The organism is Amycolatopsis sp. 195334CR (assembly GCF_017309385.1).
GTDB lineage: Bacteria > Actinomycetota > Actinomycetes > Mycobacteriales > Pseudonocardiaceae > Amycolatopsis.
This window is the reverse complement of the sequence record NZ_JAFJMJ010000002.1, coordinates 680,146-695,012: the sequence shown is the minus strand read 5'-3', so window position 1 is coordinate 695,012 and position 14,867 is coordinate 680,146. Positions and strand designations below refer to the sequence as shown.

16 protein-coding genes and 1 pseudogene are annotated in these 14,867 nt (G+C 71.9%); 13 read left to right on the top strand and 4 right to left on the bottom strand.

Going from position 1 to position 14,867, the window contains the following annotated elements; all coding sequences use genetic code 11:
• The 3 genes from JYK18_RS26180 (at window position 1) to JYK18_RS26170 (ending at window position 1,784) form a co-directional block, all read left to right on the top strand.
• A complete protein-coding gene (locus tag JYK18_RS26180; protein ID WP_206806134.1) occupies window positions 1–804 on the top strand; it encodes a GAF and ANTAR domain-containing protein in 804 nt (267 codons plus the stop codon).
• 97 nt (window positions 805–901) lie between these two features.
• Window positions 902–1,588, top strand: a complete 687-nt coding sequence (locus JYK18_RS26175; protein ID WP_206806133.1) for a methyltransferase — start codon at window positions 902–904, stop codon at window positions 1,586–1,588.
• Entirely contained in the window at window positions 1,572–1,784 is a 213-nt protein-coding gene (locus tag JYK18_RS26170; RefSeq protein WP_206806132.1) for a CDGSH iron-sulfur domain-containing protein, read from the top strand. Before JYK18_RS26175 ends, JYK18_RS26170 begins: the two co-directional genes overlap by 17 nt.
• Here JYK18_RS26170 and JYK18_RS26165 read toward each other — a convergent pair.
• Window positions 1,773–2,777: an iron-containing redox enzyme family protein gene (locus JYK18_RS26165; RefSeq protein ID WP_307796069.1), complete on the bottom strand. Its 1,005-nt coding sequence runs from the start codon at window positions 2,775–2,777 to the stop codon at window positions 1,773–1,775. The two genes, JYK18_RS26170 and JYK18_RS26165, sit on opposite strands and share 12 nt — an antisense overlap.
• A 55-nt stretch (window positions 2,778–2,832) precedes the next feature.
• Between JYK18_RS26165 and JYK18_RS48320 the strand changes: the two are divergent.
• Window positions 2,833–3,216: pseudogene (locus JYK18_RS48320) on the top strand (GAF domain-containing protein); the annotation flags it as partial.
• A gap of 106 nt (window positions 3,217–3,322) precedes the next feature.
• On the opposite strand, the gene JYK18_RS26160 reads toward JYK18_RS48320, so the two are convergent.
• On the bottom strand, window positions 3,323–3,784 hold the full coding sequence (locus JYK18_RS26160) for a DUF4383 domain-containing protein (protein WP_206806131.1): 462 nt from the start codon (window positions 3,782–3,784) through the stop codon (window positions 3,323–3,325).
• A gap of 161 nt (window positions 3,785–3,945) precedes the next feature.
• Here JYK18_RS26160 and JYK18_RS26155 point away from each other — a divergent pair, with 161 nt between their 5' ends.
• From JYK18_RS26155 to JYK18_RS26140, 4 genes are all read left to right on the top strand, one after another.
• Window positions 3,946–4,815, top strand: coding sequence for a manganese catalase family protein (locus JYK18_RS26155; RefSeq protein WP_206806130.1), 870 nt, complete (start codon window positions 3,946–3,948; stop codon window positions 4,813–4,815).
• 41 nt (window positions 4,816–4,856) lie between these two features.
• On the top strand, window positions 4,857–5,105 hold the full coding sequence (locus tag JYK18_RS26150) for a hypothetical protein (RefSeq protein ID WP_206806129.1): 249 nt from the start codon (window positions 4,857–4,859) through the stop codon (window positions 5,103–5,105).
• Window positions 5,106–5,157: 52 nt separating this feature from the next.
• Window positions 5,158–5,367 (top strand): DUF2945 domain-containing protein, encoded by a 210-nt coding sequence (locus JYK18_RS26145; RefSeq protein WP_206806128.1) that lies wholly within the window; start codon window positions 5,158–5,160, stop codon window positions 5,365–5,367.
• 92 nt (window positions 5,368–5,459) lie between these two features.
• On the top strand, window positions 5,460–5,804 hold the full coding sequence (locus tag JYK18_RS26140; protein ID WP_206806127.1) for a DUF6292 family protein: 345 nt from the start codon (window positions 5,460–5,462) through the stop codon (window positions 5,802–5,804).
• Here JYK18_RS26140 and JYK18_RS26135 read toward each other — a convergent pair.
• Window positions 5,801–6,637 carry a trans-aconitate 2-methyltransferase gene (locus JYK18_RS26135; protein ID WP_206806126.1) on the bottom strand — a complete coding sequence of 279 codons (837 nt, stop codon included), beginning with the start codon at window positions 6,635–6,637 and terminating at the stop codon, window positions 5,801–5,803. The two genes, JYK18_RS26140 and JYK18_RS26135, sit on opposite strands and share 4 nt — an antisense overlap.
• Window positions 6,638–6,749: 112 nt before the next feature.
• Window positions 6,750–7,937 carry a sialidase family protein gene (locus JYK18_RS26130; RefSeq protein WP_307796068.1) on the bottom strand — a complete coding sequence of 396 codons (1,188 nt, stop codon included), beginning with the start codon at window positions 7,935–7,937 and terminating at the stop codon, window positions 6,750–6,752.
• 436 nt (window positions 7,938–8,373) lie between these two features.
• On the opposite strand from JYK18_RS26130, the gene JYK18_RS26125 reads away from it, so the two are divergent.
• The 5 genes from JYK18_RS26125 to JYK18_RS26105 are packed head-to-tail and all read left to right on the top strand — an operon-like array spanning window position 8,374 to window position 14,825.
• Window positions 8,374–9,144: a thioesterase II family protein gene (locus JYK18_RS26125; protein WP_206806125.1), complete on the top strand. Its 771-nt coding sequence runs from the start codon at window positions 8,374–8,376 to the stop codon at window positions 9,142–9,144.
• A complete protein-coding gene (locus tag JYK18_RS26120; protein WP_206806124.1) occupies window positions 9,137–10,873 on the top strand; it encodes a non-ribosomal peptide synthetase in 1,737 nt (578 codons plus the stop codon). The genes JYK18_RS26125 and JYK18_RS26120 overlap by 8 nt, the downstream gene beginning before the upstream one ends.
• Window positions 10,870–12,234, top strand: a complete 1,365-nt coding sequence (locus JYK18_RS26115) for a tryptophan 7-halogenase (RefSeq protein ID WP_206806123.1) — start codon at window positions 10,870–10,872, stop codon at window positions 12,232–12,234. The genes JYK18_RS26120 and JYK18_RS26115 overlap by 4 nt, the downstream gene beginning before the upstream one ends.
• Window positions 12,227–13,381, top strand: coding sequence for a cation:proton antiporter (locus JYK18_RS26110; RefSeq protein ID WP_206806122.1), 1,155 nt, complete (start codon window positions 12,227–12,229; stop codon window positions 13,379–13,381). The genes JYK18_RS26115 and JYK18_RS26110 overlap by 8 nt, the downstream gene beginning before the upstream one ends.
• A gap of 1 nt (window position 13,382) precedes the next feature.
• Entirely contained in the window at window positions 13,383–14,825 is a 1,443-nt protein-coding gene (locus JYK18_RS26105; RefSeq protein ID WP_206806121.1) for a tryptophanase, read from the top strand.
• Window positions 14,826–14,867 lie beyond the last annotated feature (42 nt).

Genomic DNA, 14,867 nt, shown 5'->3' with positions numbered 1-14,867 from the left:
ATGACCACCGAACAGGACTGGGGCCAGGAGAAGGCCGAGTTCACCAGCTACGCCCGGCACGCCGAGCCGACGGCCGCGTTCTTCGGCGAAGGCCTGCTGGCCGGGCAGTTCGCGCAGCTGACCCACACGCTGCTGGCCGCGTCGACCGCGCACGAGGTGCTCGAACGCGTGGTCACCGCGTCCCACGGCGTGGTGCCGGGCGCGGACCTGGTGTCGGTCACCTTCCGCACCGAGGACGGCCGCTACGAAACCCCGGTGGAGACCGATCCGCTCGCCACCGAACTGGACCAGCTGCAGTACCGCACCGGGGAAGGCCCGTGCCTGACCGCCGCCGAGGCGACCGGCCCGGGGTACATCCGCACCGACGACCTCGGCCGCGAACCGGCGTGGCCCGAGTTCGGCCCCCAGGCCGCCGACCGCGGCGTCTCCGCCGTGCTGTCCACCACATTGCTGCCCGGCAACCCCACCTCCGCGCCCATCGCGGCGCTGAACATCTACTCCCGTGCGGCGGGCGCGCTCCCCGCCAACGCGCACGAACTCGCCCTGCTGCTGGCCACCCACGCCACCCTGGCCCTCGCCCGTGTCGACCTGCGCGACCAGGCCGAGTTGCGCGAGGCGCAACTGCGGCGGGCCATCGAGTCGCGCGACGTCATCGGGCAGGCCAAGGGCATCCTGATGGCCCGGCGCGGCTGCACCGCCGAGGAGGCCTTCGACGTGCTGCGCCGCACTTCCCAGGAACTCAACGTGAAGCTGGGGCAGCTCGCCGAAACGCTGACCAGCAGGCACTCCGAATTGGACGGATAGTTCCCCGGCGGACGGTTCGGCCGGAGATCTTGGGGTATTCCGGGGCTTCCGGCACGGTCGACGGTGGTCGTGTCACCCGACGTCCCAGGAGTGCCTCATGGCCACCACGCAGACGGCCCGTCCACGGACCACTTCGGACACCGCGGGCCTGGTCCGGTTGCCCGGGGTGTACCAGCCCCAGGCGGACACCCGATTGCTGGCTTCGGTGCTGTCGCGGACGGAACTGCCGCCGGCGGCCCGCGTCCTGGACGTCTGCACCGGCACCGGCGCGCTGGCCATGAGCGCCGCGCGGCGCGGTTGCACCGAGGTCACCGCCATCGACATCTCCCGGCGCGCGGTGCTCACCGCCCGGCTCAACGCCCGGCGCCTCGGGCTACCGGCCCGCGTGCACCGACGCTCCTTTGTGGACTTCGACGGCACCTTCGATCTGGTGCTGGCCAATCCGCCCTACGTGCCCGCCACCACCGCGGTGCCCAGCGGCCGCGCGCGGTGCTGGGACGCGGGTGCCGACGGCCGGGCGCTGCTCGACCCGCTGTGCCTGCTGGCGCCGCGGTTGCTGCGGCCGTCGGGGCAGCTGCTACTGGTGCACTCGGATGTGTCCGGAGTGGACACCACACTGGAACTGCTGCGCTCGTCGGGCTTGGTGGCCGACGAGGTCGCGCGCCAGCGCAACCCCTTCGGCCCGGTGATGCAGTCGCGGGCGGCGTTCCTGGAGCGCGCCGGGCTGATCCCGGCCGGCCGCAGGTACGAGGACCTGGTGGTGATCCGTGCCGGACGAGCCTGAACACCGTCGCCGCGTCATCGTCGAGCCCGGCGGCCCGATCCTGGTCGAAGGACCGGTCGAATTGGTCCTGCCGGACGGCACCACGCAGCACTGCGACCGGTTCATGGTCGCGGTCTGCGCGTGCCGCCGCAGCAAGCGGTTCCCGTTGTGCGACACCAGCCACCGCAAGCGGGTCCGCCAGGACTCAGCCGGTTGAGCGCGAGGACGACCGCCCGTGCGCCCACCGCCCCAGCACGTGCTCGGCGAAGCGCCCCTCCAGCAGTTCCGTGGCCTGGACGCCGAACACGATGTCCGCGGCCAGCTCCGGCTCCTGCGCGAGCAGGCCGCCCACGACCTCGTGCCGCATCACCTGCTCGTGCACGGCGTCCGCTTCGATGTGCTCGGTGTAGAACCGGCGGCACTCCGGCGCCGCGCCGAGGCGGGTCAGCCCCTTCTCCAGTCGCTGCGCGCTGGGCCCGGTGGTGATCTCGGCGGCGGTGAAGTGCCCGACCAGCGCGCCGCGCCACCGCCGGTGCAGGCCGAACAGCGACATCAGGTTGACCACGGCGAGCATGCACGCCGGCGCGCTCTCCAGGTAGTGCAGGTAGCGCGACGACAGCCCGGCCGCGTCGAGGAGATCCGCGTACAGCTGCGCGTGCACCCGGTCGGCGTGCCCGCCGCCGAACTCGTCGAACTCCACCGCGACCAGTGCCGCCTTCGGCCGCCCGGACAGCCGCGGGATGACCCAGGCGTGCGGATCGGCCTCCTTGAGGTGGTAGATAGACCGGTGCGCGAAGAACTCCCGCACCTGCCACCATTCGGCTTCGTCGCAGAGGAAGTGGCTCAACCCGCGGCCCGGCACCGGTTCGACCAGCAGCGCGTCCAGTTCGCCCGCCACGTCGTCACCGCCGGGGACCTCCTCGCGCAGCGCGGAAACGAAGGCCCGTTCCAGCTCCGCGCGCAGCCGCAGCAGTTCCGGCGCCCATTCCCACTCGGGGTCGACTCCGCGGAAGCCGCGGTAGTGCAGCTCGTAACAAATGTGCAGGGCCAGTTGCACGTCTTCACCGAAAGCATCCTCGATGGTGGGGCCCCGGAGTGCTTCCTCGTGGCACCGTCCGCTCAGCACGTCCAGGACCGCGGCCGAGATCGGGCCACGTGGGGCGGGCAGTTCTGCCGCGAGGTGCGCGGAAATCGTCGCCGTTCTAGTCACGCGCGCTCGGGTACCCGGCGGGAAGTGGTTCAAGCGCGGGCGGGGGTGGGAAGCGGTGGACGGGCAACGCCGTGATCGGTGGTGGCGGGTGGACGCCGCGGCGGTCACGATGCGCACGAGCACGCTGTCGCAGGATCTGGTCGCGGCCAGCGGCGAATGGGCGGAATCGCTGGAGGAACTGCAATACACCGTCGGTGAAGGGCCGGGGGTGGCCGCGTTCGAAGCGGGGGAACCGGTGCTGGCGGGCGACCTGCTGGCGACGGCGTCCCGGTGGCCGGGCTTCACCGAGGAGGCCGCGGCCGGCGGCGTCGGCGCCGTGTTCGCGTTCCCGTTGCTGGCCGGGGCGGTCCGGCTGGGCACGCTGACGCTCTACCGCCGCCGGCCAGGCACGCTCACCAGCGCGGACCTGGCCGACGCCTCGATACTGGCCGAGCTGGCCACGACCGCGCTGGTGGCGGACCACCAGCGGAGGTCGTGGCCCGGCGAGCCGGGTTTCTACGACGAGGTGAACATCGCCTCCGGCATGCTGGCCGCGCAGCTGGGGCTCAGGCGCGGCGCAGGCCCCGGCCGAGCGCCAGCCCGAAGGCGATCATGGTCACCGCCAGGCCGAGGTGCAGCCAGTTGTCCGCGGCGTTCACCGGCACGAAGTTGGCCGAGGAACCGTGGTCGATGAACAGCCCGTAGAGCCACAGCACCAGGTAGATCACTCCGCCGCCGATCAGGAACCCGCGGGCCCCGGCCGGGGTGCGCGCCAGTACCAGGCCCGCCACGCCGAACAGCAGGTGCACCAGGTTGTGCAGCACGGAGACGGCGAACACGCCGAGCAGCAGGGCCGAGGACTCGTGCCCGGCGAAGGTGAGCGTGTCGAACCCCGTGGTCACCCCCGGCACGAAGCCCAGGGCACCGACCAGCAGGAACACCACGCCGTAGACCATCGAAACCAGCTGGACCGGGGTGCGCCGGGAGGTCACCGCACCGGTGTCCGGGGGCTGGTGGGGGCGTGACATGGGAACTCCCTTCCGAGGGTTTTCGCTGACCTGTGCTGGCATTCCCCGGCGAGGACGATTCACACGCCTCGAACGGCCCAACCGCGAAACCACGCGCATGAACGGCCTCAGCACGGGAAGCCGGGGTGGACATCTTCCCGATTCCAGGAGGTTCACCCACGATGTTCCGGCATACGAAATTGCTGCAGTGTGAAGCCAAGCCGGAAAAGCCCGACGCGCTCTACGCGCGGAAGCTGCAGGAACTCATCGGCGGCGCCTACGGCGAGATGACGGTGACCATGCAGTACCTGTTCCAGGGCTGGAACTGCCGCATGGAGGGCAAGTACAAGGACCTGATCATGGACACCGCCACCGAGGAGATCGGGCACGTGGAGATGCTCGCGACCATGGTGGCCCGGCTGCTCGAAGGCGCACCCGCGACGGCCACCGCGGAGGCGGTCAAGGACCCGGTGATGGCCGCTGTCCTGGGTGGCATGGACCCGCAGCAGGCGATCGTGGCCGGTGGCGGGGCGATGCCCAACAACGCCCAGGGCGTGCCGTGGATGGGCTCCTACATCGTGGCCAGCGGGAACCTGCTGGCCGACTTCCGCGCGAACGCGGCCGCCGAGGCGCAGGGCCGGTTGCAGACCGCGCGGTTGTACAACATGACCGACGACCCCGGCGTGAAGGAAATGCTCAAGTTCAACCTCGCCAGGGACACCGTCCACCAGAAGCAGTGGCTGGCCGCGATCGCCGAACTCGAGGCCGACGGCCTGGAGGCCACGCCGTTCGCGCCCAACGCCCTGTTCGACGAGGAAGACCAGACGCACAACAACACCATCTGGCACCTCTCCGACGGCCCCGACGGCGCGTCCGGCGGCTGGAGCGACGGTGAGGACGCCATCGAGTACCTGATGGACCCGGAACCGCTGGGCGGCCCGGGCACCGCGCCGAAGCCGGACCCGGCGCTGTACGGCACCTACTCCGCGGTCAAGAACGCGGCCGGCACGGCGAAGGGCAAGGCCAAGCAGGCCAAGAAGAAGCTCAGCTGAGCCGGGTGTTTCAGGCTGATCGAGCGGGGTAGTCCCGGCGCATGATCTTGGCGTGGTTGCGCGGCAGGCTCGGGCCGCCGCGGGAGGACGACACCATCACCCTGGCGTTGTCCGGTGGTGGGCGGATCCGGCTCCGGCCGGGTCACCGTTCGGCGAGGCTGGAGCTGACCAGCCCGCCGGACGGTGACCGCGGTCCGTCGACCACCCGGCTCGACCTGTCCGCCGCCGAAGCCCGCGAACTGCAGGCGGCGCTCGCCGCCACGAACCAGGGCATCGCCGCCACCGCCTGATCACCGTCCACAGGGGATGGTTCAGCCGGGGCGCGCCCGGGTAGCCGCCGGTATGACGAAGAAATTCCGCAAGGGCGACCGGGTTCGCTGGGACGCGGGCAACCAGAGTTCGATCGGCACCGTCGAGGACGTGCTCACCTCGGAAACCGAGGCGGGCGGGCGGCACGTCAAGGCGTCGCCCGACCAGCCGCAGTACCTGGTGCGCAGCGAGAAGTCGGGCCGGACGGCGGTGCACCACCCCGACAAGATCCATCCCGCGTGACCAGGTTTGCCCCGGTACCGCGCGGGTACTTCCGCGGCACGAGGCGATGTTTCCGAGGATCTACGGGTGACGGGGTGGTCGCGGTGCTGGGTATGGAATTCCACGAAGCCGAAGTGAACGAGCTGCGGCGCTACGTGCGCATGGTCGCCGGTGCCCTCGGGCAGCAGGGCGACAGCTTCTACGTGCAGGGCACGCCGCTGGCCGCCTACCTGGCGCTGGACGGGCACCTGGCCGCCTTCCCCGGCCGGGACGTGGCACTGGTGTGGGACGAGCAGAACGGCTGGGCGCTGGCACTGGAAACCGAGAGCACCGAGGACCCGGTGGTGATCTCCCGCTGCCCGGACGGGATCCGGCCCGCACCGGGGGACGTCGCCGCCTTCGCGGAAAGCCGGTTGCTGGGCTCGACCCAGCCGGAACCCGGGTGCGTACGCGCTTAGCCGAGACCCGCCGGGACAGCGGCCCACGCGGTGCGTTCGGTGCGGACGGCGAGGTCGTCGCGGCGCAGGATGCTGTGCGGGCTGCCGGGATCGAGCAGTTGGTCCAGCGCGGTGAGGTCGTCCGCGGAGAGCACGTTGGCCACCGCCTGGCGCATGCGCCGCAGGCCGCCGAGGGCGTAGCGGCCGACCGCCTCGGAGTGGGAGCGTCCGACCTCGACCGCGATGGTGCGCTCACCTTTCACGGTGAAGCCCGCCGCGGTCAGTTTGACGCCCCAGTCGGCACCGCGGTGGGGCAGGTGCTCGGCGTGGCGGCGCTCGCTCGCGGCGTGGACCCGCTTCTCCAGTCCCGGACGCTCCTCGGGGGCCTCGTCGGGCAGGAACCGCGGGAAGCCGGCGAGTTCGACCACGGCGAACACACCACCGGGCGCGAGCGCGTCGTGCACCCGGCGCAGGGTGCGGTCGGGATCGGCCAGGTGGTGCAGTGACGCCGACGCCCACACCAGTTCGGGCTCGCCGAGGTCCGGCCACTCCCCTTCGAGATCGGCTTGCACGGTCCGCACGCGGTCGGCCAGACCGTGCTGGACAGCCTTGTCCCGCAGGCGTTCGAGGTGCTCGGCGGAGGTGTCGACGGCGGTGACCCGCGCCTCGGGGAAGCGGTCGAGCAGCGCGAACGTCCCGGCCCCGGTCCCGCACCCCAGATCCACGATCCGGCGCGGGTTCGCCGCGAGGGGCAGCCAGTCGATGAGGGACGCGGTGTGCCCGGCGAGGAGTTCCGCGTCGAGGTCGAGGATGTCCGCCTGGACGTCCAGGTCGTGTCTGTGGTCGTGTGCCATGCCGTCACGGTAGGTCGGTCATGCCCCAGATGCACGGAGTCTTGCCCGAAGAGCAAGAGGGTGGTGGCGGGGCTTGCCGGTCGCGCAAGCCCCGCCGGTGCACCCGAGTCCGTCAACCGGCGATGCGCCACAGCGGGATCCGCTGGAACGCCACGGTTTCGCTCGATCCGCTCACCCCGGTCTCGTAGAGCAGCCCGATCGTGGTGAGGTCGGCCTGCACCAGGTCCGAGTAGGCGGCCGGGCCGGTGGTCACGGTCAGCCCCGGGTGCCAGTCTCGGCCGCCGTCGAAGCTGATCCGGAGTTGCATCTGGCGCCGCTTGGCGGGATCGGCGGGGCCGGAGAACAGCAGCACGCCCGGCACCACCGTCTGCAGCACGCTGGCCTGGACGATCGGCCCGCTCAACGACGGTTCGACCCGGTAGGGCGCGGTGAGGGTCTTCCCGCCGTCCTTGCTGTAGGCACCGAGCCGGTGCTCCGGCGCCGAACCCTGGTTGCGGCTGGAGAAGTACAGCGTGCCGTCCGGCAGTTCGGCGACGGTGGTCTCGTTGGGCGCGATCACGCCGTCGGTGTGGTTGTCGCGGAAGCCGATGTGCCAGGTCCGCCCGTCGTCGTCGCTGTAGAGGTCGTGGCCGCCGTAGTACTTGTCCTCCGTGCCGGTGTCCGGCGAACCGGCGGGCGGGGCGCTGGAGTGGTTGGCGGGCACCACGATCCGGCCCGCGTGCGGACCGTGCCGCAGCACGATCGCGTGCCCGGGGCCGGTGGCGTACCAGCGCCAGTCCGGCTGCTTGGTCGCCGCGGTGATGTCGGTGGCCTCGGTCCAGGTGCGGCCGTGGTCCTTGCTGCGTTGGACGAACACCCGCCTGCTGTCCTGTTCGGACACCTTCCCGGCCATGATCTCGTCCTCGGACACCCGGCCGTTGCGCGTGGTGAGCAGGACCAGGTCACCGCCGCGGGTGAGCACCGGGGCGGGGTTGCCCGCGGTGGCGTCGCCGTTCGAGGACACCACGGTCAGCGGGCCCCAGGTGCACCCGCCGTCGGCCGAGGACCGCGAGACGACCTTGATCGCCCCGGAGTCACCCGCCGATTCGAGGCGCCCTTCGGCGAAGGCGAGCAGCGAGCCGGTCGCCGTGCGCACGATCGCCGGGATCCGGAAGGTGTGGTAGCCCTCGGTGCCCGAGACGAACGGCACCGAGGACGTGCACCCGCCGGGTGCCGGGGCGGCCGAGGCCTGGGGAGCGAGCGGCAAGCAGAGCACAGCGGCGGCGAGCAGGGACGCAGCCAGCCTTGAACGCGGTTTCACCGGGGTTCCGCCTCCTCGTTGAGGACCAGGGAGAGATCCGACATGGGACGTCCCATGTCCGATGTCCGGTAACTTAGGATCCGGCGGGGCCGCCGTCAAGGGCGGGGCCGCGGCGGCACCCGGCCCGGAATGGGCGAGAAAATGCAAATGGGGATTTGCCGAAACCCGCCCCGGCGGCCCGCGCGACCGGAAAACCGGAAGGAAATTCTTCTTCCCGCACCCTGCTCCCCCGCGGGGGTGAGGTACGCGCCGACCTGGGGGTTCGCTACCGAACCGTTACCCCAAACGGCCCAGTCGAGTCGTATCTTTTCGGACTAACGCCCACGACCGACAACTGACACAATCGGCCCGGTCCCCCATTCTCGTGGCTGCCATCGGCGGCCCGCGGGCGAATTCCCCCACTCCTTTTTCTCTTTATCGTGCAGAGGATGGCGCCATGGCAGGGGCGATCAGAACTTTGTCCAAGGTGGACCGTCCGGGGCCGGGCTGGCGCCGGTACCTGTGCCTGCCACCGGCCGGTGGATCCCTTGGCACACTGGGTGATCTGGCCTCGGCCGCGCCGTCGGGCGAGGTGTGGGGCGCGGAGTACCCGGGCCGGGGCGGCCGCGCCGCCGAGCCGTTCCCCGATTCGCTGGAAGAACTCGCCGAACCGCTCGCCCGGGAACTGACCAGCCTTTTCCCGCCCGGCGATCTCGCGAGAACGGTGGTGGTCGGGTTCAGCATGGGTGCCTTCGTCGCACTCGAACTGGCCCGGCGCGTGGTCCCCGCCGCACTGGTCGTCGTGGGTGCCGTCGCCCCGCAGCGGCGGGTCCCGGGTGCCTACGCGCGCACCGACGCCGCGGCGCTCGGCCGGTTGCTGCGCCGCGACGGGCTGACCCCGGTGCTGGGTTACCGCCGGAACCCCGAGGTCTGGGAGTACGCGCTCGACCTGCTCCGCCGCGACCTGCGCCTGGTGAGCGCGTACCGCGGGCCGTCGGTGACCCCGCTGCCGTGCCCGGTCGCCGCGCTCTGCGGAAGCGAGGACCCCGCCTGCGCCACGGAGGACGCGACGGAGGCGTGGCGCGCCTGGACCTCCGGCCGGTTCGTCGCCGGGGTGGTGCCCGGCGGGCACCTCGGGATCCTCGACCCCGGCCGGGAGCCGGGCTTCTGGACCTGGCTGCGGCGCGCCGAGTCGACCCTCATCGATCCGGAGGTGGCCGATGTCTGAGGGACTGTCCGTGCTCGACGGCCCGGCCCGGCGGCTGCCGCGGGTGCCGTGGCGCGCGTTGTTCGAACGCCGGGCCGAGTTGCACCCGGACCGCGTGGCGCTGGTGTCCGAACTGGACACCTGGACCTTCCGCGCGCTCGACCGCTGGAGCAACCGCCTCGCCCGCCTGCTGCGCGAGGCGGGTGCCGCGCCGGGCGAGGTGGTCGCCTGCGCGATGTCCCGGTCCGCGCGGGCGGTACTGGCCGTGCTCGCCGTCGCGAAGACCGGCGCGACCTACCTCCCGCTCGACCCCGGTCTGCCCGACGCCCGGGTGGCCACGATCCTCGCCGACGCCCGCCCGGCGGTCCTGCTGACCGACGTGGCGCGGTTCGCCCCGCGGGCCGACGTGGCGCTCACCGGCGACGACTGGCTGGACCGCCTGGGCCGGTACGGCGAGCAGCCGCTCCCGGACACCACCGCCGGCGGTCCGGCGTACGTCATCTACACCTCCGGTTCCACCGGCCGTCCCAAGGGCGTCGTGGTGGGTCACCGGAGCCTGGTGAACCTGTACCGCGAGCTGACCGCGAACTTCTTCCCGGCGAAGGTCCAGCGCGTGGCCCACGGCCTGCCGTTCGCCTTCGACGCTTCGTGGAACCCGGTGCTGTGGCTGCTCGGCGGGCACGAGGTCCACCTGGTGCCCGACGAGGTGCGCACCGATCCGGACCGGTACGTCGAGTTCGCCCGCACGCACCGGCTCTCGGTGGTGGAAGCCGTGCCCGCGCACCTGACCGCGCTGCTCGACGCCGGCCTGCTCGACGGTGACCCCCGGCCGGAGTCGCTGCTCATGGGCGGGGAGGCGGTCAGCCAGGACCTGTGGTCCCGGCTCCGGGCGTCCCGGGTGGCGGCGGTCAACCTCTACGGCCCGACGGAGTGCACCGTGTTCGCCACCGCCGCCCGGACGGCCGAGCACGAGGCGCCGGTGATCGGGCGGCCGATCGGCAACACCCGCGTGCAGGTGGTGGACCCCGGGCTGCGACCGGTGCCGGTGGGGGAACCCGGCGAGTTGCTGATCAGCGGAGCCGGGCTGGCGCGCGAGTACCTGGGCAGGCCGGACCTGACCGCCGAGCGGTTCGTCACCGCGGGACGGCGTGCCTACCGGACCGGCGACCTCGGCCGCTGCCTGCCCGGCGGGCAGCTGGAGTGGCTGGGCCGCCTCGACGACCAGGTCAAGATCAACGGTTACCGGATCGAACCGGGCGAGGTGGAGCACACCCTGCTCGCCCAGTCCGGGGTGCGGCAGGCGGCGGTCGTGGCCGACGGCACGCGACTGGTCGCCTACGTGGTGCTCGGCACCGGCACTGCCGACGAACTGCACGAACGGCTTCGCCGGGTGCTCCCGGCCTACCTGGTGCCCGCCGCCGTGGTCCCGCTCGACGCGTTGCCGCTGGGACCGCACGGCAAGATCGACCGCGCCGCGCTGCCGGTGCCGTCCGAGGCGCCGTCCAGGCCGCTGACCCCGGCGGAGGAACTGGTCGCGGCCGCGTTCCGAACCGTGCTCGGGGTCCGCGAAGTCACCGCGAGCAGCGACTTCTTCACCCTCGGCGGGCACAGCCTGACCGCCGCCGCGCTCGCCGGGCAGCTGCGGATGCTGGGGGCCGCGTGCTCCCTGCGCGACGTCCTGCTCCGCCCGGTCGTCGCCCAGCTCGCCGAGCTCCTCCCCCACAGCCAGGAAGGACGGGTGGCCACATGACCGACCACGACGTGATCGTCGTCGGTGGCGGGCCGGGTGGCTCGACGGCCGCCGGGCTCACCGCCGCCGAAGGCCACCGCGTGCTCCTGCTCGACCAGGAAACCTTTCCCCGGTACCAGATCGGCGAGTCGCTGCTGCCCGCCACGGTGCACGGGATCTGCGCGATGCTCGGCCTGCGCGAGGAGATCGAACGGGCCGGGTTCGTCCGCAAGCGTGGCGGCACGTTCCGCTGGGGCACCAACCCCGAGCCGTGGACGTTCACCTTCGCCACCTCCGAGCGGATGGCCGGGCCGACCTCGTACGCCTACCAGGTCGAGCGCACCCGGTTCGACAGCATGCTGCTGGACAACGCCGCGCGGCTCGGTGCCGACGTCCGGCAGGGGCACCGCGTGCTCGGCACGATCCGGGAGGACGGCCGGGTCCGCGGTGTCCGGTACCTCGACGACACCGGCCGGGAACGGCTGGCCACCGCGCGGTTCGTGGTCGACGCCTCCGGGCACGGCAGCCGCCTGCACCAGTCGGCGGGCGGGCGGCGCGAGTACTCGCCGCACTTCCGCAACCTCGCGTTGTTCGGGTACTTCCTCGGCGGCCACCGGATGCCGGAACCCAACTCGGGCAACATCCTGTGCGCCGCCTTCGACCACGGCTGGTTCTGGTACATCCCGCTGTCGGCCGAGCTGACCAGCGTCGGAGCGGTCGTCAAACGGGAATCGGCGGCGAAGGTGCAGGGCAATCCCGAGGTCGCGTACCCCGCGCTGATCGCCGAATGCCCGCTGATCAAGGAGTTCCTGCGCGACGCGCGCCGGGCGGCCGACCCGCCCTACGACCGGCTCCGCGTGCGCAAGGACTACTCCTACGACCGGACCGTTCTGTGGTGCCCCGGCCTGGTTCTGGTCGGTGACGCCGCCTGCTTCCTCGATCCGGTGTTCTCCTCCGGCGTGCACCTGGCCACCTACAGCGCGCTGCTGGCCGCCAGGTCGATCAACAGCGCCCTGTCCGGCCTGGTCGACGAGCACCGGTGCTTCACCGAGTTCGAAGCCCGCTACCGCCGCGAATTCGGGTTGTTCCGCGAGTTCCTGCTGTCCTTCTACGAGACGCGGTCCGACGAGCACGCGTACTTCCGGCACGCGCGGCGGCTCACCCGGCACGGCGGAACCGCGGGCGCGGCCTTCGCCGAGCTGGTCGGCGGAGTGTCCTCAGTGGACTTTTCCGGCAAGTTGCTGGGTGAAGTGCTGGCGGAGGGCGCGCAGTTGCAGTTGCGCGGCCTGCTCGGTGCGGCCGCGGGCGCGGAACCACCGATGTTCCCCGGCGGGCTCGTGCCGACTCCCGACGGCCGTCGCTGGCAGGTACCCGATGTCTGACCTCGCGATGGTGTTCGCCGCGCTCGCCGTCCTGCTGGGCCTGGCGCGGCTCTTCGGCTCGCTCGCCGCGAGGCTGGGGCAGCCCGCGGTGGTTGGGGAAATCGCGTGCGGGCTGCTGGCCGGGCTCGTGTTCGTGCCCAGCGTCGCGGTCGGCGGGGTGCTCGACGCGATCGCCCAGTTCGGTTTGGTCCTGTTCCTGTTCTGCATCGGTGTCCGATTAGGACCTTCGCTCACCCGGCGCGACGCCAAGGCGGCCTCGTTGCCCGCGTTCGGCGCCGCGGTCGTGCCGTTCCTCCTCGGCGCGGTGCTCGCGCTGTGGCTCGCTCCGCGTCACGCGCCCGCGGGCACGACGGCGTTCGTGGTATTCACCGCCGCGGCCATGGCGGTGACGGCTTTTCCAGTGCTCGCCAGGATTCTCGCCGAACGGGGCATGCTCGGTGAGGCCGCCGGGCACCAGGCGCTCAGCGCCGCCGCGCTCACCGACGTCGCCGCCTGGACCGCGCTCGCCGTGGTCGCCGCTTCGCTGAACGACCGGGCTCCGGTGTGGCCCTTGGTGTTGGTCGTGCCGTTCGTGCTGGTCCTGCACGGGCTCACCCGGCCGTGGTTCGAACGCTGGCTGGCCCGGCAGTCGCGGCAGACCACGCTCACCGTCCTGGTCGCGCTCGCCAGCGCGGGTGCGGCGGCGACCGACGCCATCGGCCTCCACGCCGCGTTCGGCGCCTTTCTGACCGGGGTCGCCGTCGGCCGGTCCGTTCGCCAGGCTGAGTTGTCCACAGTGGTCACCCCACTGGGTTCCGCGTTGGCACCGCTGTACTTCGTGCTCGTCGGGCAGAAGGTCGACTTGGGCGAGCTCGACCTCCGCCTGCTCGCCGAGACGGCCGCCGTGATCGTGGTCGCCGTGCTCGGGAAGTGCGGTGGCGCCTACCTCGGCGCGCGCCTGGCGGGCCAGTCCCCGCCCGAAGCGGCGTTGTTCGCCGCGTTGATGAACACCCGTGGTGTCACCGAACTCGTCTTCCTCAGCATCGGGCTGGGCTTCGGTGTCATCGACAGCGCCTTCTACACCGCGATGGTCGCGATGGCGCTCGTCACCACGGCGATGACCGGCCCGCTGCTGAACCGTCTCCGACAGCCGAACGAGGTGCACTGACATGAGCGGACACCCGCCGGAACCCTGGCGCGTCAAAATGGTCGAACCGCTCCGGGCGACCACCAGGGAGTACCGCGAGCAGGCCATCCGCGCCGCGGGCTGGAACCCGTGCCTGCTGCGGTCCGAGGACGTCTACGTCGACCTGTTCACCGATTCCGGCACGAACGCGATGTCCGACCGGCAGTGGTCGGCGCTGCTGCGCGGGGACGAGGCCTACGCCGGGGCGCGCAGCTTCTACGTGCTCGAAGAGGCGGTGCGCGCCCACTACGGCTACCACCACGTCATCCCGGTCCACCAGGGCCGCGGCGGGGAGAACATCCTGTCCCGCTGCCTGCTCCGGCCCGGCACCCACGTCGCGGGCAACATGTACTTCCCCAGCACCCGCGCCCACCAGGAGCTCAACGGCGCGACCTTCCACGACGTGATCATCGACGAGGCGCACGACCCCGGCTGCGAACACCCGTTCAAGGGCAACGTGGACCTCGGCAAGCTCGAAGTGCTCATCGGCGAGGTCGGCGCCGGGCTGATCCCGTACCTGTCGATCGCGGCGACTGTCAACATGGCCGGTGGCCAGCCGATCAGCGTGGCCAACCTGACCGAGGTCTGCGAACTGGCGCACCACCACGGGATCCCGGTGTTCCTCGACACCGCCCGCGCGGTGGAGAACGCGTGGTTCGTCAAGCAGCGCGAGGCCGGTTGGGCGGACCGTTCGATCACCGACATCCTGCGTGCCCTGTGCGCGCCGACCGACGGCGCGGTGATGTCGGCGAAGAAGGACTCCCTCGCCAACATCGGCGGCTGGATCGGCCTGCGCGACCCGGAACTGGCCGAACAGGCACGCGGGCTGGTCCTGCTCTACGAGGGTCTGCACACCTACGGCGGCATGGCCGGGCGGGACATGGAAGCCATCGCGCAGGGCATCACCGAGTCCGTGGACGAGGCGCACATCGGCGCGCGCGTCGCCCAGGTCGAATACCTCGGCGAGCGGCTGCACGCCGCGGGCGTGCCGATCGTCCGGCCGGTCGGCGGGCACTGCGTGTGCATCGACGCGACCGCGGCGCTGCCGCACGTCCCGCGCAGCGAGTTCGCCGCGCAGACCCTGGCGGCCGCGGTCTACCTCGACGCCGGGATCCGCGGTGTCGAACGCGGCGGCGTTTCGGCCGGGCGCGACCCGCACACCGGCGAGAACCGCGTTCCCCGGCTGGAGTTCCTCCGCCTGGCGATCCCCCGGCGGGTGTACACCCAGAGCCACCTCGATCTGGTCGCGGACAGCGTGATCCGGGTGTACCGGCAGCGCGACCGCATCGTCGGCGGGCTGCTGTTCGACTACGAACCCGCCCACCTGAGGTTCTTCCAGGCCCGGTTCGTGCCCAGCCGGGGCGCCAGCATCTTCGGCGCGGAGGTTCAGTCCGGCCGGTGCGCCGGCGCGGCGGAGCAGTTTTGATGGCCGCGACACCTACTACCACCTCGACCTGCGCGGTGCGCG

Bases quoted from the DNA above. Each gene is read 5' to 3' on its own strand.
- JYK18_RS26180 (WP_206806134.1), top strand. From the start codon at position 1: ATGACCACCGAACAGGACTGGGGCCAGGAGAAGGCCGAGTTCACCAGC.
- JYK18_RS26175 (WP_206806133.1), top strand. From the start codon at position 902: ATGGCCACCACGCAGACGGCCCGTCCACGGACCACTTCGGACACCGCG.
- JYK18_RS26160 (WP_206806131.1), bottom strand. From the start codon at position 3,784: ATGTCACGCCCCCACCAGCCCCCGGACACCGGTGCGGTGACCTCCCGG.
- JYK18_RS26155 (WP_206806130.1), top strand. From the start codon at position 3,946: ATGTTCCGGCATACGAAATTGCTGCAGTGTGAAGCCAAGCCGGAAAAG.
- JYK18_RS26150 (WP_206806129.1), top strand. From the start codon at position 4,857: ATGATCTTGGCGTGGTTGCGCGGCAGGCTCGGGCCGCCGCGGGAGGAC.
- JYK18_RS26145 (WP_206806128.1), top strand. From the start codon at position 5,158: ATGACGAAGAAATTCCGCAAGGGCGACCGGGTTCGCTGGGACGCGGGC.
- JYK18_RS26140 (WP_206806127.1), top strand. From the start codon at position 5,460: ATGGAATTCCACGAAGCCGAAGTGAACGAGCTGCGGCGCTACGTGCGC.
- JYK18_RS26135 (WP_206806126.1), bottom strand. From the start codon at position 6,637: ATGGCACACGACCACAGACACGACCTGGACGTCCAGGCGGACATCCTC.
- JYK18_RS26125 (WP_206806125.1), top strand. From the start codon at position 8,374: ATGGCAGGGGCGATCAGAACTTTGTCCAAGGTGGACCGTCCGGGGCCG.
- JYK18_RS26120 (WP_206806124.1), top strand. From the start codon at position 9,137: ATGTCTGAGGGACTGTCCGTGCTCGACGGCCCGGCCCGGCGGCTGCCG.
- JYK18_RS26115 (WP_206806123.1), top strand. From the start codon at position 10,870: ATGACCGACCACGACGTGATCGTCGTCGGTGGCGGGCCGGGTGGCTCG.
- JYK18_RS26110 (WP_206806122.1), top strand. From the start codon at position 12,227: ATGTCTGACCTCGCGATGGTGTTCGCCGCGCTCGCCGTCCTGCTGGGC.
- JYK18_RS26105 (WP_206806121.1), top strand. From the start codon at position 13,383: ATGAGCGGACACCCGCCGGAACCCTGGCGCGTCAAAATGGTCGAACCG.